The organism is Flammeovirga sp. OC4 (genome assembly GCF_000812565.1).
Taxonomy (GTDB): domain Bacteria; phylum Bacteroidota; class Bacteroidia; order Cytophagales; family Flammeovirgaceae; genus Flammeovirga.
The window spans coordinates 45,129-67,195 of sequence record NZ_JTAM01000055.1; the positions used below are offsets into that span (position 1 = coordinate 45,129).

17 protein-coding genes are annotated in these 22,067 nt (G+C 34.6%); 12 read left to right on the forward strand and 5 right to left on the reverse strand.

Going from position 1 to position 22,067, the window contains the following annotated elements; translation table 11 throughout:
- The first annotated feature begins 268 nt into the window (after positions 1 to 268).
- The 6 genes from PL77_RS22225 (at position 269) to PL77_RS22250 (ending at position 7,674) form a co-directional block, all read left to right on the forward strand.
- Positions 269 to 1,282, forward strand: a complete 1,014-nt coding sequence (locus tag PL77_RS22225) for an ATP-binding protein (protein ID WP_082026681.1) — start codon at positions 269 to 271, stop codon at positions 1,280 to 1,282.
- A 454-nt stretch (positions 1,283 to 1,736) separates the two neighbouring features.
- Positions 1,737 to 3,908: a catalase/peroxidase HPI gene (gene katG / locus PL77_RS22230; RefSeq protein WP_044210431.1), complete on the forward strand. Its 2,172-nt coding sequence runs from the start codon at positions 1,737 to 1,739 to the stop codon at positions 3,906 to 3,908.
- 74 nt (positions 3,909 to 3,982) lie between these two features.
- Positions 3,983 to 4,507, forward strand: a complete 525-nt coding sequence (locus PL77_RS22235; RefSeq protein WP_044210433.1) for a hypothetical protein — start codon at positions 3,983 to 3,985, stop codon at positions 4,505 to 4,507.
- Between the two features lie 66 nt (positions 4,508 to 4,573).
- Positions 4,574 to 5,530: a magnesium transporter CorA family protein gene (locus PL77_RS22240; RefSeq protein ID WP_044210435.1), complete on the forward strand. Its 957-nt coding sequence runs from the start codon at positions 4,574 to 4,576 to the stop codon at positions 5,528 to 5,530.
- A gap of 157 nt (positions 5,531 to 5,687) precedes the next feature.
- Positions 5,688 to 6,392 carry a DUF4625 domain-containing protein gene (locus PL77_RS22245; protein ID WP_172665926.1) on the forward strand — a complete coding sequence of 235 codons (705 nt, stop codon included), beginning with the start codon at positions 5,688 to 5,690 and terminating at the stop codon, positions 6,390 to 6,392.
- A gap of 16 nt (positions 6,393 to 6,408) precedes the next feature.
- Entirely contained in the window at positions 6,409 to 7,674 is a 1,266-nt protein-coding gene (locus PL77_RS22250; RefSeq protein ID WP_044210437.1) for a hypothetical protein, read from the forward strand.
- Between the two features lie 330 nt (positions 7,675 to 8,004).
- Here PL77_RS22250 and PL77_RS30935 read toward each other — a convergent pair whose 3' ends face one another.
- On the reverse strand, positions 8,005 to 8,823 hold the full coding sequence (locus tag PL77_RS30935) for a hypothetical protein (protein WP_052444638.1): 819 nt from the start codon (positions 8,821 to 8,823) through the stop codon (positions 8,005 to 8,007).
- Between the two features lie 234 nt (positions 8,824 to 9,057).
- A complete protein-coding gene (locus PL77_RS22260) occupies positions 9,058 to 10,029 on the reverse strand; it encodes an AraC family transcriptional regulator (protein ID WP_044210438.1) in 972 nt (323 codons plus the stop codon).
- Between the two features lie 322 nt (positions 10,030 to 10,351).
- Between PL77_RS22260 and PL77_RS22265 the strand changes: the two genes are divergently transcribed.
- From PL77_RS22265 to PL77_RS22285, 5 genes are all read left to right on the forward strand, one after another.
- Complete coding sequence (locus PL77_RS22265) at positions 10,352 to 11,032, forward strand: DUF2490 domain-containing protein (protein WP_082026682.1); 681 nt, start codon at positions 10,352 to 10,354, stop codon at positions 11,030 to 11,032.
- A gap of 195 nt (positions 11,033 to 11,227) precedes the next feature.
- Complete coding sequence (locus tag PL77_RS30940) at positions 11,228 to 11,878, forward strand: TorF family putative porin (RefSeq protein ID WP_172665927.1); 651 nt, start codon at positions 11,228 to 11,230, stop codon at positions 11,876 to 11,878.
- 159 nt (positions 11,879 to 12,037) lie between these two features.
- The gene (locus PL77_RS22275; RefSeq protein WP_044210442.1) at positions 12,038 to 12,535 is read left to right on the forward strand and encodes a cupin domain-containing protein; all 498 of its coding nucleotides are present in this window, start codon (positions 12,038 to 12,040) and stop codon (positions 12,533 to 12,535) included.
- Between the two features lie 96 nt (positions 12,536 to 12,631).
- Positions 12,632 to 13,807 carry a BamA/TamA family outer membrane protein gene (locus tag PL77_RS22280; RefSeq protein ID WP_156152489.1) on the forward strand — a complete coding sequence of 392 codons (1,176 nt, stop codon included), beginning with the start codon at positions 12,632 to 12,634 and terminating at the stop codon, positions 13,805 to 13,807.
- A 184-nt stretch (positions 13,808 to 13,991) separates the two neighbouring features.
- The gene (locus tag PL77_RS22285; protein WP_052444640.1) at positions 13,992 to 15,560 is read left to right on the forward strand and encodes a DUF1254 domain-containing protein; all 1,569 of its coding nucleotides are present in this window, start codon (positions 13,992 to 13,994) and stop codon (positions 15,558 to 15,560) included.
- Positions 15,561 to 15,727: 167 nt separating this feature from the next.
- On the opposite strand, the gene PL77_RS22290 is transcribed toward PL77_RS22285, so the two are convergent.
- A complete protein-coding gene (locus PL77_RS22290) occupies positions 15,728 to 16,696 on the reverse strand; it encodes an AraC family transcriptional regulator (RefSeq protein ID WP_044210447.1) in 969 nt (322 codons plus the stop codon).
- Between the two features lie 422 nt (positions 16,697 to 17,118).
- Between PL77_RS22290 and PL77_RS22295 the strand changes: the two genes are divergently transcribed.
- A complete protein-coding gene (locus tag PL77_RS22295; protein WP_052444641.1) occupies positions 17,119 to 19,503 on the forward strand; it encodes an arylsulfatase in 2,385 nt (794 codons plus the stop codon).
- Between the two features lie 111 nt (positions 19,504 to 19,614).
- Here PL77_RS22295 and PL77_RS22300 read toward each other — a convergent pair whose 3' ends face one another.
- A complete protein-coding gene (locus PL77_RS22300; RefSeq protein ID WP_063769042.1) occupies positions 19,615 to 20,985 on the reverse strand; it encodes a T9SS type A sorting domain-containing protein in 1,371 nt (456 codons plus the stop codon).
- 561 nt (positions 20,986 to 21,546) lie between these two features.
- Positions 21,547 to 22,047, reverse strand: coding sequence for a transposase (locus tag PL77_RS22305; protein WP_044210448.1), 501 nt, complete (start codon positions 22,045 to 22,047; stop codon positions 21,547 to 21,549).
- Positions 22,048 to 22,067: the final 20 nt, after the last annotated feature.

Consider the following 22,067-nt stretch of genomic DNA (forward strand, 5'->3'; position numbering starts at 1 on the left):
GGTATGTGACTATATGTTTAGGACTATTTTAATACAAAAAAAGAGAAAACATAGAACCTTTGTGAATTGTACAATAGTTAGTTTGTTAATGTTAGGATTATCTATTAATCAATGTTATCTTCAATAATATCATAGATGAACAGAAAGAATTGTATATATTTCTCGTAACCAAGTTTCTCATTCAAAACACAACCCAAGAAGAACTATCTCATATAAATCCAACAACCACTTGATAGTTGATCTACGTGTAAATACTACTATTACTGATATGAAGTATTATTTAAAAAGACCAACCATGCAATGTACAATCCTAATGCTAATAGTATTTATCATAGACTTGATAATACCCTTAGGTGTAGCTGTTGGTGTTTTATATGTATGTTGTATTTCACTTTTAATTAGGGAAAAAATAAAAGTGACTAGAAGGTTTGCCTTTTTTGCTACTATTCTTATCACAATTATTCCAGTTATTACCTTCAATGAGCAAACTACTTGGATGGCTTTTGTCAATAGAGGTTTATCTGTGCTTGCAGTTTGGATCATTTATTTAATTGTTGTTAAGCACCGATTATTAGACCATCAGATGAAAGTATATACGTCTAAATTGGAAATTAAAAATAAGGAACTTGAACAATTTAATTATATAGCAAGTCACGATTTACAAGAACCCTTAAACACGATAAATAGTTTTAGTAGTTTATTGAATAAACAATATAAAGGAGTAATTGATAAAAATGCAGATCAATACCTTGACTTTATTCAACAAGCAACCGATCGAATGAGCGACTTAATTAAAGCTTTACTAGATTATGGTATGATTGGCCATAATATGCACATTGAAAAAGTAGATTGTAACCGTGTTTTAGAAGAAGTAAGATCGGATATCAATGCTCTTATATCAAAAACTAATACAGAACTGTTGATTAATGACTTACCTGAAATTAATGGTTATGAAACAGAATTAAGACTCTTATTCCAAAATCTCATTAGCAATGCGATTAAATTTCAAGGAGAACAAACCACTCCAGTTATTAGAATAGGAGCGACTTTAGAAACAAATCAATGGATTTTTTTTGTCAAAGACAATGGAATCGGTATTGAACAAAAATATAAGGATAAAATTTTTGCAATTTTTCAAAGATTGCATCCTGCTTGTGAATACGAAGGTACAGGAATCGGCTTAGCTCATTGTAGAAAAATAGTAGACCTTCACGGAGGTAATATTTGGCTCGATTCTCATTTAAATCAAGGCACAACGTTTTATTTTAATATACCAGCTTAGCCAGGAACAAAACCATCAGCGACTAACGTTTTTTTACTACAAGGTTATCTTTTGAAGTGATATTAAAAAGGAGATCACGATAAAGATAACCTTATTTTACTCCATCGGTGTAATGAATTAAAAACAAGTGATTTATGATTAAATTCATCAAATTTATCACCCAAATTTGAAAACTTTTAAGAAACTCATAAGTTCCATTGATAGTTATTTTGTAATCGTTGTTTTTTAGATGAAAATAAAATAACTTAATGATACAGACACATAGTAATAACTTGTATGGAACAACACACTAAATTGAATTAATTCTTTTAGAAGATGAGTTAATTATTTATACCAATAAAACACAATCAACATAGATTTAATTTTCTCATTATTCCAATTTTAGTAATCACAGATCCCTAAATAATCTATCTGACTGTAATTTATTAATGAAGCAACAACCCTAGACTCAATTATGAATTTCACAGACGAAAGTAAGTGCCCTTTCCATCAAGGGACAAATTCTCAAACACAAAACAATGTACAAGAATGGTGGCCCAAAACGCTTAATTTAGATATTCTTCACCAACACGATGCAAAAAGCTCACCTTACGGTACCCCCTTTAATTATGCAGAAGAATTCAAGAAGTTGGACCTTGAAGCACTGAAAACTGACCTAAAAGCCCTAATGACAGATAGTCAGGACTGGTGGCCTGCCGATTGGGGTCATTATGGTGGTCTAATGATTCGAATGGCGTGGCATGCAGCAGGAACCTATAGAACTTCTGACGGACGAGGAGGAAGTAACACCGGTAACCAACGTTTTGCACCATTGAACAGTTGGCCTGATAATGCAAACCTAGACAAAGCAAGACGTTTACTTTGGCCAATCAAAAAGAAATATGGAAATCAAATCTCATGGGCCGATCTATATATCCTTGCGGGAAATATGGCATATGAATCAATGGGATTTAAGACCTTTGGATTTGCTGGTGGTAGAGAAGACATCTGGCATCCTGAAAAAGACATCTATTGGGGAAATGAAAAAGAATGGCTAGGCAATAACCGTTATGGTGATAATGACGATAGTGATTCTTTGGAAAACCCACTAGCAGCAGTAGTAATGGGATTAATCTATGTGAACCCTGAGGGAGTTGGAGGTAAGTCCGATCCTCAAAGAACTGCACATGATGTTCGTACAACATTCGGTCGTATGGCGATGAATGATGAAGAAACCGTAGCACTTACTGCAGGTGGTCATACTGTAGGTAAAGCTCACGGTAATGGTGATGCCTCAGTATTAGGGGCAGAGCCAGAAGGTGCACCTATTTATGAACAAGGTTTGGGATGGATTAATCCTAAAGGAAAAGGCAGTGGAGCTGATGCGGTAACCAGTGGTTTGGAAGGTGCTTGGACAACGACTCCAAACAAATGGAATCACACTTATTTCCACCTTTTACTAAATCATGATTGGGAATTAAGAAAGAGCCCTGCTGGGGCGAATCAATGGGAGCCTGTAAATATGAAAGACGAAGACAAACCCGTTGATGCTTTTGATCCTAATGTAAAGAGAAACCCAATCATGACAGATGCAGATATGGCGATGAAGGTAGATCCAGAGTACCGTAAAATATCTGAGAAATTCATGAACGATCCAGCGTACTTTGAGGATGTATTTGCAAGAGCTTGGTTCAAATTAACCCATAGAGATTTAGGACCGAAATCACGTTACTTAGGTGCTGATGTTCCTGCTGAGGATTTAATTTGGCAAGATCCTATTCCGAAAGTAGATTATACTCTATCAGAATCTGAAGTAGAGGATTTAAAAACTGAGATTTTAGGTTCAGGATTGACCCCTCAAGAGTTAATCAGTACAGCGTGGGATAGTGCAAGAACTTATCGTGGTTCTGATTTTAGAGGAGGAGCAAATGGTGGTCGTATTCGTTTAGCACCTCAAAAAGATTGGGAAGGCAATGAGCCTGAACGTCTACAAAAAGTCCTTTCGAAATTAGAGGAAATTAAATCTTCTTTTTCGAAGGATGTAAGTATTGCCGACTTAATTGTTTTAGGAGGTACAGCAGCCGTTGAAAAAGCTGCACAAGAGATTGATTCATCTATCAAAGTTGGATTTATTCCTGGTAGAGGTGATGCAACAGCAGAGATGACGGATGTAGATTCATTCTCAGTATTAGAACCTGTTCATGATGGTTTCAGAAACTGGCTGAAAAAGGAGTATGCTGTAAAACCAGAGGAAATGCTTTTAGATAGAGCTCAATTATTGGGACTTACAGCTCCTGAAATGACGGTTTTAATAGGAGGTTTGCGTGTCTTGGGTACTAACCACAATAATACTAAGCATGGTGTATTTACGAAGGATGTCGGCAAGTTGAGTACTGACTTCTTTGTGACTTTAACGGATATGAAATACAATTGGAAACCTGCTGGTCACAATTTATATCATATTGTAAATCGTTCATCAGGTGAGATTGATTGGACAGCAACACAAGTTGATATTGTATTTGGTTCAAACTCTATCCTAAGATCATATTGTGAATATTATGCACAAGATGACAGCAAAGTAGCTTTCGCTAAAGATTTTGTAAAAGCTTGGGAGAAAGTGATGAATGCGGATCGTTTTGATGTTTAGAACATAAAAATAGTTTATCAGTTAAAAGTCCACTAAATTAAATTTTTGTGGGCTTTTTTAATACACTTTAGACTATGAAAAATTTTGAAGAAAGACTAAAAGGAGGGCACCCAAACTCTCTTGGCAATACAGTTGAAATTGTTGAAGAGGTATTGCAAGAAAGAGATTTATTTGACGAACTATTCAACTGTTACTTTAGTGATGATGAAGTTGTTCGCTTAAGAATTTCCAATGCTATGAAAAGAATTGGGAAAGCAGATAAGACTTATCTAATTCCTTATATTGACCGTTTTATCAATGAAATTTCAAAGATTGATCAAGCTTCCACACAATGGACTTTTGCTCAGCTATTCCTTTTACTAGAAAAAGAAATTTCAGATCAACAGAGGCTGGAAGCAATAAGCATCATGAAAAGTAATCTAGAAAATCACAATGATTGGATAGTATTAAATCAAACCATGGAAACCCTTTTTAAGTGGTCAAAAAAAGATGAAGGTCTAGAGGAGTGGTTGTATCCTCATCTAGTACGTTTATCAAATGATGAGAGAAAATCTGTTAGTAAAAGAGCTTTAAAATACTTGTCGACATTGAAGAAATAAAGATTGATTTGTAAGAGCTATAAGAATTTTGTATTATTTAATTCAAAATAAAAGTAACCCAACAAAATGATTAGAAATCTATACCAAATTGATAAACACAGAATTTCAAAAATAGAATACGAGAATGATCCAGATGATTTAGGAGAAAATCTGGAGTATTGGTTAGAAATCAAGGTAGATGACAGACAAGAAATTTTATCTACATTGGAGGATCATGATTTTGATCAGATGATCCTCAATGATTTTATAAAACCTAAGAAAATGAGGAATATTCGACTAACTTCAAAAACAATGGTTTTGAATATACCTATCAACAACACAAAAAATATCTATCAACAAGAAACATTAACGATGATGATCAGACCAGGCTTATTGGTCACTATTGTTCATCAATCTAATGATATCTTCTCAGAAATTTTCGGAGCATTAAATAACAACCCTTTCGATTTAGCCATTGACCTGAATTATTTAGTTTACTTTATGGTCAATTATGTATTAAAGAAAACAGCACATTGCATTCAAAAAGCAAGAAATGAGGTAGATGATCTTTCTCAAAAATTAGATGAAGACCCAGATGAATTAGATATTTCTGATATTATTGATGTAAAAGATAATGTACATAACCTTTCCAATATTGTCGAAGACCAATACATCGCATTACAGTCCATTCCAAAATTAAGATGGGCAGATGGGGTAGTAAGGATTGATGATGAAATAGGAAGATCGATAAAGAATTACTCATTTATTCTAGACTTGACAAGTAGGCTGGAGGAAAACATAAAAGGGGTACAGTCACACTACCAATTACTATTACAAGAAAGAAGTAATAAAAAGCTTAATACGCTTACAATCATCCAAGCGATCTTTGTTCCTTTAACATTGCTTACGGGGATATATGGAATGAACTTCGTCAATATGCCAGAGTTAAATATGAGTAATGGCTATTACATATTTTTAATTGTGATTAGTGTCATCGCTATTTCTGAATTATGGATTTTCTGGAGAAGGGGATGGTTTGATTGATATTTTATATCAGAAGCGATAGTTTTTATCTTAACATTACCCAATAACATAGAGCACAATTGCTGTTTTCAAGCTTAAACTTCTAATACCGATAACAAGGTGAATTATTTCATATTTCTACGGTTACATTTGCGACAACATTGCAAAAATGATCTTAATGAATAAACTAAAACTAATCTACGTTGTCTTGATTCTTACTTTACTTTCTTGTAATCAAGAAGAAGAATCAACAGAACTGAGCATTGAAAATCTAAAATACGGAAGAGGAATATCTGGTCACGGTGACAATCAAATAGGATACGCTGATGTGGATCTACACTTAGAAGCACAAGTTTATGGAGATGAACTAGCTTCTGAAGTTTTTGTAACGATTGAATCCTTATCGGATACAAGCTTCGCTTCATATGATTATTCACAATATTATGAAGGCAGAAGAAACACCTCAATTCATGAACATCCAATCGTACCGGCTTACTTTGACACAGGTGCTTATCACCTAGAACTTACTGTTATCGACCAAAAAGGCAATAAAGCAGTAGAAGGAGGAGACCTGCATATTGTTCCTGTTATACGCTTTTTAGATATTCAATTAGAAGGAGATATTTCTCCGTCAGAACAAATTAAAATAGCGTTTCAATTAGAAGGATTAAATGTATTGAGAGATTTGTATATCAAATTAGTTGACGAAAACGATAATGAGTTTCTTTCTAATTATTACGATTTCACGACAGCAAATTCAAGGATAATTGATTTTAAGGATGCACTTCTGATCCCATCAGATTTACCACCTGGTGACTATACCATGAAAGGTATAGCCACAGATGCTAGAAATAATACCGTAATCGAAATTTTTAATTTTTAAACCAATTCATTTATAAATGAAAAATTACCTTTTTTTACTGCTTTTATTTAGCTGTACCTTTTTTTCATGTCAAAAAGATGAGATTCTTGACGATGAAACTGAAATACCAGAGAAACCAGAAGACGCACCTTATGGAGAGTTTGAAGGCTTAAAACTTTTAGTCACTTATAATGATCATAGCTTTGTGGAATTAAGAGAACCACATAGTGACCGTATCGATACTTTATTTGTACAAGAAGGTGGTACTAAAGTGATCAAGGAGTTAGGGCCCAAAATTGCTAACGCAAAAGTATATAGTGAAGATAGAGTGTACTCGATTTTCACGGGTCTTGATTTACATATGAATCATTTTCACACGTACCCTCCTAAAATAAATGTCACTACAGAAACTGTACAATTAACTACACCTGACTGGAGTGATTTCTTAGCAATTTGGAGATCTAATGAAACAGGAAATATTTTTCATATCAATGCAGAAGATGTGCTAAATAGTGGTCAAGCAAAAGAGGTAGAATTAGATCATTACCAAAAAGCTGGGGTGAATACAACTTACCTTTCATCAGGATTTGGAGACAATTATTTCCTATTAGTAGATGAAAATAATAAACTGGAACTATACAATGTAGATTCAGCAAAAGTGATGTATTCATACCCTGATTTTAATGAAATCTATGCGACGAACATTTATTCTGAAAACTGGGATGAGAATTATGGCCTTATAGCTACAGATGAAGGACTTTTAACAATTGTCTTTACAAATGAAGGCGATTGGAGTAATCCTGACATTGTCATGCATGAGAATATGATCGAATATCCAGAGGAAGGTGTAATGTTTGATCAGATTGTCTATCGTAAATATTACAATGGATCAGCCCATATGAAAATTGCATTAGGTATTGATCGTGATAAGGGGATTTATAAAATCCATGCAAAAGAAGGCAAGATTGAAAAAGTATTGGATGCTAATGGTATTGTTGATTTTGAAATCAATTACATGATGGATAGATTATATGTACTTTCAGAAGACAAAAACTTTGTAGCTTATGACTTAGGTACTTTTGTTCCAATCAATAGTACTACAGTAAATGAAGATTTGAGTATGAATGTGAAGGTTGCTGTAAGTGAAAAGTTTGCTTATGTTCATTCAGGTTCAAACTCATACATCAATGTTTTTGGTGCTAAAAATATGGTAGAATATACTCCAATTGAAACAGAAAAATCAATTTCAGATATCGGAGTTTTCGGTAATGTGATTGAATTAGAAATAGATAATCACGATTAGGTTTACTTATTGGTTTTAGATACAGAATGGACAGCTAAATGGTTTTAGCTGTCCTTCTTTCATTTTTAGGTTGGATAAAAATTAGACATTATCTAGTTTTCCTCATTAAAATTCATTGTTGAATTAATCATTTCAGTACTCACTTTGATAACGATGCTTGTTGTAAGTAGGGTAATGGTAATAAATAAGATCATAATTTAAAGGGTTTAAGTAAAGTTAAGAAAACTCCCCAAATATTGAGGAGTTTTAAACTACTGATTGAATTAAATGCTTAACTAAAATAGTAGAATTCTATTGCATTGATTTATTCTAACTTGATGATCTCGAAATTTATTTTCTGAATACAAATACTGTTTGAAGTCTTACTTCATGCTGACCAACATGATCAGGCTTTACAACATTGTTATAGTATTGCACACCCAAGTTTACAGGTAGTTTACCCATAAATACTAACTTGTTAATACCGCCTCCAACAGGAATCGTCCATTGTTGTCCTTTTTCAGCATTCCAGTTACCAGTAATGGTCGGGAACGTATTGATAACCCATCCTTTACCTAAACTTTTTGCAATTAGAGTTTGCGCTACGAAATTGTTTACATCAGGTCTTGTGTCATCACCTGCGAATGACATAGTTTGACGTAAAATCATGTCAAATGTCCAACCATTTGTTTGGTATACTAAAGCTAATGAAGCTCCAGCGCTCCATTTACCATTTCCTAGCATATCATTTGTCGCTGTAGGCATACAAATTGATGGTCCTATACCCCAAGCTACTTTACCAACGCTCTTTGGAGCAAAGAAGAAAGAGTAGTTGAGGTCAGTTAAACCAAACTGAGGGTTTAGATTATTTTCAAGTCCCGTAGTAGATGGTAAATACGATAAACCAACTACAGCACGGTGTACAAGACTAAACTTCTCGAACTCTTGAGCAACGATTGGTTGTAAAGACATGGTATAGGTAGTACCATCTAAACCAGGTACACCAACTCCCATATTATGTTGGATGGGAAGGGCTACAATACTTGAAAGTGGATTTTGCAGTTTATTCGCAATCTCTTCAGCAGTTTGCGCATTAACGCTGTTAATACCCATTACAGACATAGTCAAGATAGCAAAGATCTTAATTGATTTTAGTTTTAAAATTTTCATTTTCTATTTGATTTTCGTTCTATTTGTTATCACAAAAGTAGATGAACATCAAACAAAAGATTGGGATAAAAGAATTTGTTTTTGGTAAAAAAAGAAAAGGTGGTACAATATGCCATAGCCTGATGACTATGGCATATAAAGTAGATTATTTTTTAAGAGAATAGATATTGATGAAGTATACATAATAAAAACAGTGGTGTTTACGCCGTGGTATATAATATAATGGATATCAAATCAACCATGATGCTCTTTACGATCATTCAAAGGTGTAAGTCCAAACTCCTTTTTATAAAGCTTTGTAAAATGAGAAGAATCCGTAAAACCTAAAAGGTCTGCAATTTCAGTCATGCTCTCCTTTGTTTGAATTACCTTTCTTCTTGCCTCATACAATCTTTCTCTTATTATGTATTGATGTGGAGACAAGCCAAACACATTTTTAAAGTCTTTCCTTAATTTGGGAATACTTACACCATAGTCTATACTTAAAGCTTCAATAGTAGGAGGGTGCATCAAGTCCTCAACAATTTTACTCTTAATATTAAATATCTTGACGGTTTCTTCCTCAGTGAGATCAAATTTTTGTTGACCCGTGCGGTGGGTGTAGAGTTGTACAAAAAAGTGAGCAATTAATTCTAATACCTTGGCAGCAGTAAATCCATACCTTCCCACTTTTTCCGTTTGCAAAGCAAAAAGCTCTCTTAAACACTGCTCCATCTCGTAGGACATGGATTCAAATAATACGAACTGATTTTGGTTTTCGATAAGATCTTTTAATCTTTCAAAGTTTTCCCGTCCGGTTTTCCTCATTAATTCATGAGAGAGGTGGCATGTAATTCCTTTAAAATTTCTTCCTTTATCCAAATCTAAAGAGATGACTTTATCAGAATTAAAAAGTACTGCTCCTTCAGAAAAGCCATTTCCAATTGATGTATTATTAAAGCTAACAGTTGAATCTAATATGAAAGAAATAAGGAAACCTTTTTCTTTTTCATAATGATCATGGAATTGGATTGTCTTCTTCGTAGTAACATCAAACATTATTGAACTCAAAAGATCTCCCAGTTCATCGAACAGCCAATAATTAAATTCTCCATCTGCCGATTTCCCCCAATAATGATTCCTTTTGATTTCAAATTCATCAAAAGTAGAAATATAATCCTTTAAAGCACTCTCAGTGTACTGACCATTTAAGAAGTGGTTATTCATTAATTTCGTATTAAATGCGGTTAAGTTGATAGAGATATAAATCTATCTCTAATATGATTAATAATTATTTCCCTGTACAATTTAAGAAACTGTATTAATTAAGATTTTAAAAGTGTCATTATCTTTTTTACCAATACTACTTCCGAATCTACCAAAGAGCTAATTCTGCTTTAATTTAATTTGTAAAAAGAGTAAAAATATTTCTCAAATTTCAATATAACAAGACTAAAATGCGATTAACTGAATCGAATATATACTGTAAAAGACATTATTCCCTAATACTTAAGGTATCAAGTTTTCATCATTATAATAAAGCACCAATATGAAAAAGATAATTAGCAGTTTATCCTTTCTATTGGTATTCTTCATAAGTCACAATTTGATGGCTCAAGATCATGTATTATGGCTACACTACTTTAATACTTATAAACTATCGTATCGGTTTTCTTTAGACTCAGATATCGGTTATAGGAGTGATATCATGGGTTTTGAAAGGTGGCAATATAGATCTGGATTAAGATTGGAATTGACTAATAATATACACTTAAGAGGAGGGGTGAAATATTTACATGGTAATACAGTACCCAATGAATTTAGGCCTTTTCAAGACATTATTATTAATAATCGAATTGGTAGCTTGAGGTTTACGAATAGATTTCGTTTTGAACAACAATTCTTTGATAATGAAAGACCGCTCAATGTTCGATTAAGATATAGCCCTTCCGTTAGTTTACCGACATATATCGGTGTTTTATCCGTGGGGATTGAACCTTTTATCAATTTAAATAGTCCATCAGGAATAGAATTAGCAAGTAATCGGACGATTTTTGGCATTGCTCATAGTGTGAGTAAAAACACTTTCTTGACCATACAAATTATAAAAGAAAGATCCTTTATTGGCAATGAAAATTTATTAAACAACAATAGTAAGCTCATTCGAGTAAGGATTGATCATACTATTAAACCATTGAAGTTTAATAAGTTATTTGAAAGAAAAAAGTGAGGTTGACCATTTAATACAATACACCAATTTTTGGCAATAATACAGCTTTCTTTTTTTACCAAAAAGAGATTTTTATATACCATAAAGTTAGTCGTAGAAGTACCAACTTTGTAATGTTGAAAATGATTCAACATCATTTCTCATACTTCATAAAGAACAACTAAAATGCGATTAATAATTAAAACTATAATACTAATGTTGTTGGTCATAATGGTTTGTAGAAACCTTTATGCTCAGGACAAATTGCAGTTTTCAGCTGAAGCTGATCTTGTTAATCACTATGTATGGAGAGGTATAGACTATGGATATAGCCCTGCCATACAGCCAGATGTAGAATTGAACTACAAGGGATTTTATGTTGGAGGATGGGGTACTTATGCATTTTTCAGAAATAATGCAGTGTATGAATTTGAATATAGAGTAGGGTATACTTTTGAGAAAATAGGGTTGAGCCTACAAGTAATAGATTACATTTACTCAACGGCGACTTTTGATAGTCCTAAAACGACACACAATATTGATGAAGGCGAATCTTACGTCGGTCACTCATTTGAGTTAGGAATAATACAAAGAATTAAGAATTTCCATTTTGCAGGGTACATTAACTTAAGTGAAGATAATGATATTTATGTAGAAGCGGGATATAATTATAAAGGGTTTGAATTGATCATTGGGGCAGGTAATAATGAGTATACCTTAAACGACAATTTCAATTTAGTCAATGTTAGCTTGACGAAAACCTTTGATCTGAAGCTTACTGAAAAATACAGTCCGTCCTTATTTTGTGGAACGGTCTACAATCCAGATGCTTCAGCCGTTCACTTGATCTTTGGAGTGAACTTCTAAATAGCATAATAGTTTGATAATGAATAGATATTAAAATCACGTATTTTAGTTTAATAATTTTTTACACGTCCTGTTTTATAAATGGGGCGTGTTTTTTCAAAAGCTAAATACATAACTATCATTTCAATGCTTGAAAATTAAAATCAAATAAAGATAGATATGAAAAAGTTAGTAAGTGCAGTATTGTTATTGATATTCAGCTTTGGGTGTAAAGGTGTTAAAGTGGGTGTAAATGAAAACACTTCAGATCCTTTTGAAGGAAAAAGAAGCTTTAATGATTTTATGACCATTCAGAAAAACCATTCCATTTACAATGAAAAAACATTAACTGAATTACCCTCTTGGCCAGAAGAATATAAGATACATGGTGACCTAAGACAATGGGAAAAAGTCGTTTATAAAGGAGAGGAATTAGTAGGTGCGATATGGATGTCTAAATCAGGAAAATTAAAAGTAGATGGCTATCCTTATGATCAATTTGTATTGGTTATAGAAGGTAAAGTGACATTACAACCTGAAGGAGAAAAAGAGAAAACGTATTTCCCAGGAGATGTATTCTTTGTACCTAAAAACTATGCAGGTACTTGGGATATGCCCTCTGATTACAAAGAATTAATTGTGGTGGAGAGAAAAGCTTGGGATACTTTCGGAGAATAAATTCATAGTATTCCTTCTATATAGAATTTCGGTTGGGATGTAGTATTACTACGTCCTTTCTGAACATTACAATCGACAACTTGATATAAAATATAAATGAAAACTAAATTACAATTTTTGCTACTAGCCTGTTGGATGTTAACAGGCGTGAGTTCATTTGCTCAAAAAGAAAATGATGAACCAAAAAAATCGAAACATCAAGATCGACCTGAATTTGATGACGAGGAAGAAAGAAAAGGAGTGAAATTTAATCTTGTACCTCTTCCTTCTTATGATCCTGCTACAAAATGGGGGATTTCTTTATTAGGATCAATTACATATTACCCAAGTAAGAATGATCTAGTTTCACCTCCTTCAATGACAGGTTTTGGAGGTAATTATACTTCAAATGGTAGTTATTTTGCAGGTTTCTTCAATGATTTATATTTGAAAGAGGACCTATGGAGGATTAATAACTTCGGTATGTTTGGTAGAGCAAATCAACTTTATAAGTTATCTCCAGACCCTACCAATCCAGATTTAGATCTAGAACAGGCTGACGTTGGAATTAATATTACCATGTTTAATATGATGGTAGAGAGAAAGATTTTCTCAAGAGTATATGCAGGACTTGGTTATATCTATTCAGGCCGTCAAACTGTTGGCAGAAATGAAGAGTCTGAAAAATTATTAAAAGCGAATGGTTTCGGAGATGAGTTTGTTCATACACATGGCCTCCGTTATTCTTTGACCTACGATTCAAGAGATAATATCAACTATCCCTACAAAGGAAAGTATATTAATGTGAGAATGGATCAGATGCTTGGAGATAATAGCCAAAATATATTTACCGCTGATTACCGTCAATTTTTTACAGTGGGGCATGTGAGTAACGTGATCGCTTTCCAAGGTTTTGGGCGTTTTGTATCAAAAGATGCCGCCAGAGATTTTTGGTCTACTTATGGAAGAGCTGCCGAAGTATTACAGAGAGGTTATGAAGCAGGTCGAAGAATGGATCGAAATCTTGTAAACTTTCAAGCAGAATACCGTAAAGAAACGCCTTGGCTAAATCACAAATTGGGTTTTGTAGGTTCAGTAGGAATTGGTAAGGTTTTCGGAAGTTATGACGAAACGGGTATGTCTCAGAGTTTTAGAAATGCAGAATGGTTACCCGCTTTTTCAGTAGGTGCTCGATATAGATTATTACCTTACGAACGAATGAATATTAACGTCGATTATGCATGTGGTAAAGACGGTCATATGTTTTATTTCGGAATTAGCGAATTCTTCTAGTCAATCTATTTCATCTGGCTTAAACATTTGGACACAATACAAGCAAGTGTTTCGTGCACCATAGTTAATATCACCTGCCCATGACTTCAATCATGGTGCACGATATTGTAGTCTTCTAACCAGAAATATCAATAAATAACTGAATAAAATTTCAACATCTATTTCTTCTAAAAATTATTAAACCATGAAATCAATATTCAAAACTGAAAATCAGAAGATGAATGCTATTTTAGCCGTCTTGTGTATTTCTTTCCTATTACTGTTATTACTAAATCACGAGAATAACAAAATCCCATCTTTCAGTCAAACCACTGAAATTCCAGAAGGAATTCTTACTCCTAATAAAATAAAAACATCCATTGGTACATTACGATTTATGGATGGAGTCCCTACAAAAAAGACTGTAGATCTTACCTATGACAACCTAGACAGAATGAGGGGAGTGGACGTTTACCTGAAATGTATGCAAGCAGCATCGATGCGTCATTTGATCAGAGGCCCCCAAGCATTAGGTGCTGATGAATACAACCGAGTAATGCTTTTACAGTTAGATTCAAAATCACTTTATCTCACGGCCAATACTTCCACACTTTATGTCAATCCCATTATCAATCTAAAAGAAACAGGCCCGTTAGTAATGGAAGTTCCTTCAGAGATGACGGGAGCCATTAATGATGCTTGGTTTTATTATGTATCTGACATTGGTCCTTTTGGACCCGATAAAGGTGAGGGAGGGAAGTACTTATTGTTACCTCCAGCCTATGATCAAGAAGTTCCAGAGGGTTATCATGTCATCCGTTCTTCTACTTACAGGCTTTGGATGTTGATGAGAATGTCTTTAGAAAATGGTGTGAAAAGTGCCAAAGACCATATCGTCAACAATCTTAAGATTTACCCATTAAAAGCACAAGGAAATCCGAAACCAATGGTGTTTATTGATGGTTCAGGCCAAGATTTTAATACCATTTATTCTAACGATTTTCACTTCTATGAAGCCATCCATGAGGTAATACAAGAAGAACCTTTAGATATGATTGATGCAGAAACTAGAGGTCTTTTAGCTTCAATTGGTATAGAAAAAGGAAAGTCATTTTCACCCGATAAACGTTTAAAAAGAATACTCAATGATGCAGTGTTGATTGGGAATGCGACTGCCCGCTCCATTGTTTGGTATCCAAGAACGGCCGGTACTATCAATCATATGAATGGCGTACAAATGTATCCTGATGCTGAAAGTGCATGGATGAGGTTGTTTACGGACCAAAATGTTTTCTTCACAGGAGAAGACGGGCATACCATGAATTCTGATGCGAGAACCATGCTTCATTTTCCTTATTCAGGAATTTCACCGGCCATGTCTGTTAAAGCACCCGGCAAAGGTTCTGATTATGGATTGCTGATGTTAGACCATAAGAAACGCCCATTTAATGGAAAAAGAACTTATAAACTAAGAATTCCACCGAACCCTCCTGTGAAGGATTTTTGGGCATTGACAATTTATGATTCTCAAACAAGATCGATGTTACAAACGGATCAGCCTACACCTACCATTGGAAGTCAGTTGGAGAATATGAAAATGGAAGAGGATGGATCGTATATCATCTATTTCGGGCCAAAGGCTCCAAAAGGGTATGAAAATAATTGGTTGCAGACCATTCCTAATAAAAGTTGGTTTGTCATGTTGAGAATGTTTGGTCCAACAGAAAAGTGGATTGATCAAACCTGGAGACCTGCTGAGATTGAACTGATTTAATTATAGAAAAAAGAGGTTTAGTCATCATAAGTAATTGGGTGGGATTGTTCACCCTTATAAGGGTGAAGAGTGCGACATAGTAAGGTTGAAGTCTTTTCCCTTATAAGGTGATGATGTGTCACGTTATAAGGGGACACACCTTCACATAAGGCAGTGATGACTAAACATCATTTATTTAACATTCTTTCTTTCAGAGGCGAAATGTCATATTCCTTAATATACAATCGAGTGAGATGGGAAGAATGTGAAAAACCCAGCTCATCTGCAATTTCAGACATGGGAAGGTTTGTATTTAAAACCAAATTTCTTGCTCTGAAAACCCTTTCTTTCATAACATATTGATGGGGAGAGGCACCAAATACAAGTTGAAAGCTTTTCCTGATTTTCTGAACGTTCATTCCATATTGAATACTCAGTTCTTCTATACTAGGAGGCTGAACCAATTGATCTGACAACTGATTTTTTATTTGGTATATCGTATTAATTAATTCTTTAGAAAGCGTTATTTTTTGATTTAATATCCGGTGCTTATAGAACTCAACAAGAAAAAGGGCCACTAACTTGAAGGAAATAGAAAAACTCAATCCTTTTTGTCCTAATTCTCTTTGCTGAATTTGGAATAACTCTTTGATGCAAAAATCCATTTCAGAAGTAATTTTTTCGAAGAACAACCAGTAATCATTTTGATTAATATGTTTCTCAAAAGCATTCCATTTATCATCCTCTACATGCTGAATAAACCCTTTTGCAATTCTAATCGTCACACCTTTAAAAGGACGGTGAGCACTTAAATGAATTTTTGAAGGTTGAGAAGAATTATACAAAACAGCACCTTCTTGATGATTCTTTCCAAAAACATAACCTTCTTGTTCTATTTCTGAGTCAATGACAAATCGAAAAGTAAGTAACTCCTTATTGATGGGTTTTTCTTCTAGTATCAAATCATTCTCCATCAAAAAATCACCAATCATAATATGAACTTGATGGTTGAATAAATCATAAAGCCATATATCGACTTTTCCTTGATGACTATCTAGATGAAAATGATTATCTGTCCATTTCCCTTCTTCAAAATGTGTAGTTGCATCTACAATTCCTTTTGTGATTTCTGAATAATCAAATTGATAATGGTCCATAGTAATGATTTGTCGTTTTATGCAAATAAAACTCCTTTTTATGTCTTTATAGCATATTTAGATAAAATAAATTTGTGATTGAAAGGATTAGGTAAAGGATTTCAAAATAAATAGATAAGTGCAAGGACAGAAAAAAAGGATGCTTTCTAAACTAGAAGTCAGAGACTTCTAAAGATCTTCAAAGCACAAGAGACGCTATCGCTTAACTCTTGTGCTAGAGAGATGATACGACCCACTGGCGCGAATGTTAAGCGATAGCGTCATTCGTGTCCTATAGATCATCAGAAATCTACTGATTTCTAAACACCTTTTATCTAATTCAATTTTGCGAAATCGATAAGATAAAGCTCCCTAATATTTTTGTCCTGATACTTACAGAAAGATGAGATCCTTTATCACCCATTATACAAAAATTATCAATTATGAAAGGTTTAAAAATACTATTAGGATTGCTACTATTAAGTTTTTCAGTATTGGGACAAGAACCCACTGAAGAAGTGAATGCAATACCTTATCCATTAGAAAAATGGCAAGGAGTTCAAGAAAAGACACTTAAAGGTTCAAAACCAGACTTTATTCATCCCAAAAAAGCCCCTGAAGGTGCTCCAAACGTTTTAGTTATCATGCTAGATGATACCGGATATTCTAGTGCATCTTCTTTTGGTGGATCGATGAATACTCCTGCTTTTGATCGTATTGGAGATGAAGGAGTTCGTTATACACATATGTCAGTAAACGCTATCTGTTCACCTACTAGAGGTTCATTACTTACAGGGTACAACATGCACCAAATCGGTACAGGGGTGATTAACGAAGCGGCAACAGGTTACCCTGGTTATAGCTCAGATATTGATTATACAACACCATCAGTAGCCAAGATTTTGAAAGATAACGGTTATGCTACAGCGGCTTTTGGTAAGTGGCACAATACTAAATTGGAGGATGCGTCACCTGCTGGACCATTCGAAGGATGGCCTACAGGGATGTGGGGATTTGAATTCTTCTATGGTTTTATGGGTGGAGAAACCAACCAGTTTTTTCCTCTGCTTTATCAAGGAACAACTCCAATTGATACGCCTACGGAAAATGCAGATGGATCGCAATATCATATCTCAGTAGATATGGCCGACCAAACTATCAAATGGTTAGATAATTGGAAAGGCTTACGTGATGATCCCTTCTTCATCTACTACGCTCCCGGAGCAGTTCATGCACCTATTCATGTTCCAGACGATTGGAGAGATAAATACAAAGGACGTTACGAAGAAGGATATGAAGCATTACGTTTAGAGCAATTTGAGAAACAAAAAGAGATCGGTTTAGTACCTCAAGATGCTGAACTTGTTGATTGGCCAACATCTATTCCTGCTTGGGATTCATTTAGTGAAGAGGGTAAAGTATATCTTCGCCGTCAGATGGAGGTGAATGCAGCATTTCTTGAGTACACAGATTTTCACATTGGTCGTGTAATTACACATCTAGAAGAAATGGGTGAGTTGGATAATACATTTGTCATGTATCTTACCGCTGATAACGGATGTTCTGCTGAAGGAACGCCTACAGGATCATGTTCTGAACTATTAACCGTAAATGGTTTCCCTGAATTCACAATGGATGAACAATTGGAGATGCTTGATAAACTAGGTGGTTTGGAAGAGTGGGGAGGTCCAAACTTGGCCAACCATTATGCAGTAGGCTGGTCTTATGCTTCATCAACTCCTTTCCAATGGACCAAACAAATGGCATCACATTTTGGTGGAGTAATGACTTCTACAGCAATCCGTTATCCAAAAGAAATTGAAGCAAGAGGTGAATGGAGACGTCAATTCCAAAATGTAACAGATATTGTTCCTACTATTTTAGATGTTACAGGTGTTCCAGCCCCTGACTATGTAAACGGTCAGAAGCGTGTAGAATACCCAGGTGTATCAATGAAATATGCATGGAAGGATGCAGATGCTAAGACGAATCATAAAACACAATATTTCGAAACACTTGGTTTCATTGGTATTTATCATGAAGGTTGGAGTTTAGCTGCGGAACCTTACCGTGTTCCATGGATGTTTGATGCCCAAGCCTTAGCAAACCTTGGTAATTTAGATCCGGATAATATTGGATGGGAGCTTTATAATATCGATGAAGATCCAATTCAATCAAAAAACATAGCAGATCAGCACCCAGAGAAAGTGAAAGAATTAGAGAAACTTTTTTGGGTTGAGGCCGAAAAATACAATGTATTCCCTGTAGGAGCAGGATTAGGTACACTTCTACAACCAGAATCAAGTACAGCAAAAGGTGCCAAAAAATACTGGGAGTTTACAACCAATACGTACAGAGTTCCTGAAATGGCAGGCCCAGAAATCAAAACCAATGATTTTGAAGTAAACGCTTACATCACTGCAGACGAAACAACTGAGGGAGTAATTTATGCACTTGGTGAACATATGGGAGGACAATCGCTTTATATCCTTGACGGTAAGTTGATGTACACCTACCAAACATTGGGTTACTATACTTACGAGTCTGAAGGAACACAAATTCCTTATGGTGATATTAAGGTGACTTTAAAACATACTGTCACCGAACGTAAGATTACAGGTCCTGCCGATGTAGAACTTTATATCAATGATAAATTGGTGGAGACAGTAAAAGTTGGACATACTGTTAGTGTAATGTACGGTGGCCATGAAACATTTGATATCGGTCGTGATGAAGGAATGCCTGTAAGTCATCATTATGAAGATAAAGGAAAATTTAAATTCACTTCAGGACAGTTGAAGAAAGTCACTTTTGATATAGGTAAGTAATTTATTCAGATAGTTTGATTGTATAATCTATTTTTAGTTTTGAAATCAAAAATGGGAGTTCCAAATACATGGAACTCCCTCTAAACAAGATGCTATTTAAATACAATTTGATTAATTGATTAGAAGTTTTTGTGCTTCTCCTGCTACCTTAATGATGTAGACTCCAGGAGAAAGATGTGTTGTAGAAAGGTTATTTGCCTCTTTATTGACCGTTTGGGTTGAAATTACATTGCCTTGTAATGAAACAACAACCGCTTCGAAGTCACCTTCTCCTAATCCTGATATTCTCACAAAATTATTGGCTGGATTTGGTGAAAGTTTAATACCTTCTTCGGTTAGTTCACCTTCAAGAGCATCTGACACACTAGAACTGCTTCTTGCATTGGATGTAGGTTTTAATTTGTAAACCCTTACCCAATCTACCTTCATTTGATTTCTTGCCGAACTTGCCAAGTGAGCATCAGAAGGAGAGTGATTTGTTGCTAACCACTGTTGCGATTCAACATTAATAATTATATCCATCGCTTTAGTAAACCCTGCTCCATTTTGGAAGTTGCCTGGGTCTATAACACTTATGCCATTTGAATTATTACTTGCCGCCTGAAGCGTAGGGAAACTGTAAGTAGAACTTGTGGTGTAAGTAGTTACAGCAGTATATCCATTTGCATTATTGGTCGGGAATTGACCAGACATTGAATTAAAATATTGGTATTGCCAAGTTCCATTGACTTTAGTCGCAGTAGCATTATGATAAAGAACTCTTACTAATTGACCATCAATAAAGTATTCAAAGTGTTTTGGACCAACCCAATACACACCCATTCTAACATACCTTCTGTTGCCATTGTTCCAACACCAATCACCCCATCCATAATTACCATTCACTCTACTATCTTGGTACCAGCTGTTCCAATCCCTAGGTTGGTAGTCTGTAAAAGGACTTCGGATAAAAGAGTGGTGGCTGATGTGTGTAAACTGTTTAAACCAAGGTACACCGCCATAGTTTTCAATAATATCAATTTCTTGCGTATCATCAGGGCTCAAAAGCCAGAAACAAGATGCTAATGAAATATTAGCTACACTGATAGCAGACTCGACATAAACAGGATAAATCACCTTATTATTAGAAGTGACACAACCCGATAATACACCAGGTATTCCCATTTTTGTGGTGTTGTTGGTTTTCGCAACGGTAATCACAAGATTATCACCATCTACTTTCACTCTATTGTGTTTCCAATAGGTTGTTCCCGGGCCATCCCAAGCATTGTGATAGAAATTATACCATTTTCCATTTCCAAAGTTCCTTTTGTAGTTGACGGCGTTGAAATTATAATTAAAGTCATCAGAGAGATTGCTCTGAAGTTCCCAGTAATGGTTAGGTCCTGACCAAGCAGGCACGGGAATGTTGCTCCATTCTTGAGCATTAACCGCACTTCCTAAAACCAAAGAAAGTAAGATTAATAGATAATTGTTTTTCATTTAAAAATTTAGTTAAGTAAGCTGATTTTTAAAGCTAGATTTGAGTTTAGATGTAGATAAATAGCATCTCATTTCAAGCTCAAATACGCAGTATAGAATCAGATCCCCAACAATCAACACTAGACAAAAACTGTATATTATTTCATGAAAATCTGATAACAATATCGTTTTGTATTATCGACTTTAACTTTGAATAGAAAATGGTTTATAAAGCTATTTTCATAGTATAAAGGTCTATTGTACGCTTCTTGTTAAGTTTAAAATAGATATAATTTCATATAGACAGCAACCTGTATTTTAAGCATTGTTAATCAAGTTTAGAATTTCTTCATATTAACGTACCACGTAGGGGCAGACCTATGTGTCTGCCCGCCGAACCACATGAAAACCATAATCATTATTCACCATATTTCTGCCCACCGAACCACAGCACACACCATAATTAAATTCCCAAAGAATCGATCTACATTTAACACTCCAAAAGCTATCGTTTGAATAATCATTTGCTGATTTCTTTGTGTTTCTGATTGTGGTACAGCGGGCAGACACATAGGTCTGCCCCTACGGGTGGTATACATTTAATTTATCATTTTCCCAACATAACGGATTATCGATGATATATTGAGCTATCTTTTCATGTTCATACTCATTTCTAATGATATGTTCCCAATAATTTCGTTGCCATAATCTTTTGTCGAATGCTTTCCATTTCTTGGTTTTGACTCCGCGGATATATTCATTCGTTGTCATTGTCTTAAACCATTGAACAATTGTACCAACAGGTACGGAATTATTATTTTCTTTGATTTCTATAATACAATGAAAATGATTGGGCATAATGATTATTTCCTGACACATGACATTATTGAATTTACATTCCAGTTCTCTATACCATTGTTCGATCATGATACCAGCATCATTTAATATCATTTTTTGGTGATCAATTTCTCCAAACAAATGCTTTTTATGCTGAACGCATATTGTGATAAAGTAGAGTCCAGATTGAGAATAGTCATAGCCTTTCAGACGGATAGAACGTCGAGAAGTTAGTTGTTTTAACATGAATCGTCAAGAATAAATGA

What these genes read in the sequence shown, in the direction of transcription:
- PL77_RS22225 (WP_082026681.1), top strand. Translation starts at nt 269, where the DNA reads ATGAAGTATTATTTAAAAAGACCAACCATGCAATGTACAATCCTAATG.
- katG (WP_044210431.1), top strand. Translation starts at nt 1,737, where the DNA reads ATGAATTTCACAGACGAAAGTAAGTGCCCTTTCCATCAAGGGACAAAT.
- PL77_RS22235 (WP_044210433.1), top strand. Translation starts at nt 3,983, where the DNA reads ATGAAAAATTTTGAAGAAAGACTAAAAGGAGGGCACCCAAACTCTCTT.
- PL77_RS22240 (WP_044210435.1), top strand. Translation starts at nt 4,574, where the DNA reads ATGATTAGAAATCTATACCAAATTGATAAACACAGAATTTCAAAAATA.
- PL77_RS22245 (WP_172665926.1), top strand. Translation starts at nt 5,688, where the DNA reads ATGAATAAACTAAAACTAATCTACGTTGTCTTGATTCTTACTTTACTT.
- PL77_RS22250 (WP_044210437.1), top strand. Translation starts at nt 6,409, where the DNA reads ATGAAAAATTACCTTTTTTTACTGCTTTTATTTAGCTGTACCTTTTTT.
- PL77_RS30935 (WP_052444638.1), bottom strand. Translation starts at nt 8,823, where the DNA reads ATGAAAATTTTAAAACTAAAATCAATTAAGATCTTTGCTATCTTGACT.
- PL77_RS22260 (WP_044210438.1), bottom strand. Translation starts at nt 10,029, where the DNA reads ATGAATAACCACTTCTTAAATGGTCAGTACACTGAGAGTGCTTTAAAG.
- PL77_RS22265 (WP_082026682.1), top strand. Translation starts at nt 10,352, where the DNA reads ATGAAAAAGATAATTAGCAGTTTATCCTTTCTATTGGTATTCTTCATA.
- PL77_RS30940 (WP_172665927.1), top strand. Translation starts at nt 11,228, where the DNA reads ATGTTGTTGGTCATAATGGTTTGTAGAAACCTTTATGCTCAGGACAAA.
- PL77_RS22275 (WP_044210442.1), top strand. Translation starts at nt 12,038, where the DNA reads ATGAAAAAGTTAGTAAGTGCAGTATTGTTATTGATATTCAGCTTTGGG.
- PL77_RS22280 (WP_156152489.1), top strand. Translation starts at nt 12,632, where the DNA reads ATGAAAACTAAATTACAATTTTTGCTACTAGCCTGTTGGATGTTAACA.
- PL77_RS22285 (WP_052444640.1), top strand. Translation starts at nt 13,992, where the DNA reads ATGAAATCAATATTCAAAACTGAAAATCAGAAGATGAATGCTATTTTA.
- PL77_RS22290 (WP_044210447.1), bottom strand. Translation starts at nt 16,696, where the DNA reads ATGGACCATTATCAATTTGATTATTCAGAAATCACAAAAGGAATTGTA.
- PL77_RS22295 (WP_052444641.1), top strand. Translation starts at nt 17,119, where the DNA reads ATGAAAGGTTTAAAAATACTATTAGGATTGCTACTATTAAGTTTTTCA.
- PL77_RS22300 (WP_063769042.1), bottom strand. Translation starts at nt 20,985, where the DNA reads ATGAAAAACAATTATCTATTAATCTTACTTTCTTTGGTTTTAGGAAGT.
- PL77_RS22305 (WP_044210448.1), bottom strand. Translation starts at nt 22,047, where the DNA reads ATGTTAAAACAACTAACTTCTCGACGTTCTATCCGTCTGAAAGGCTAT.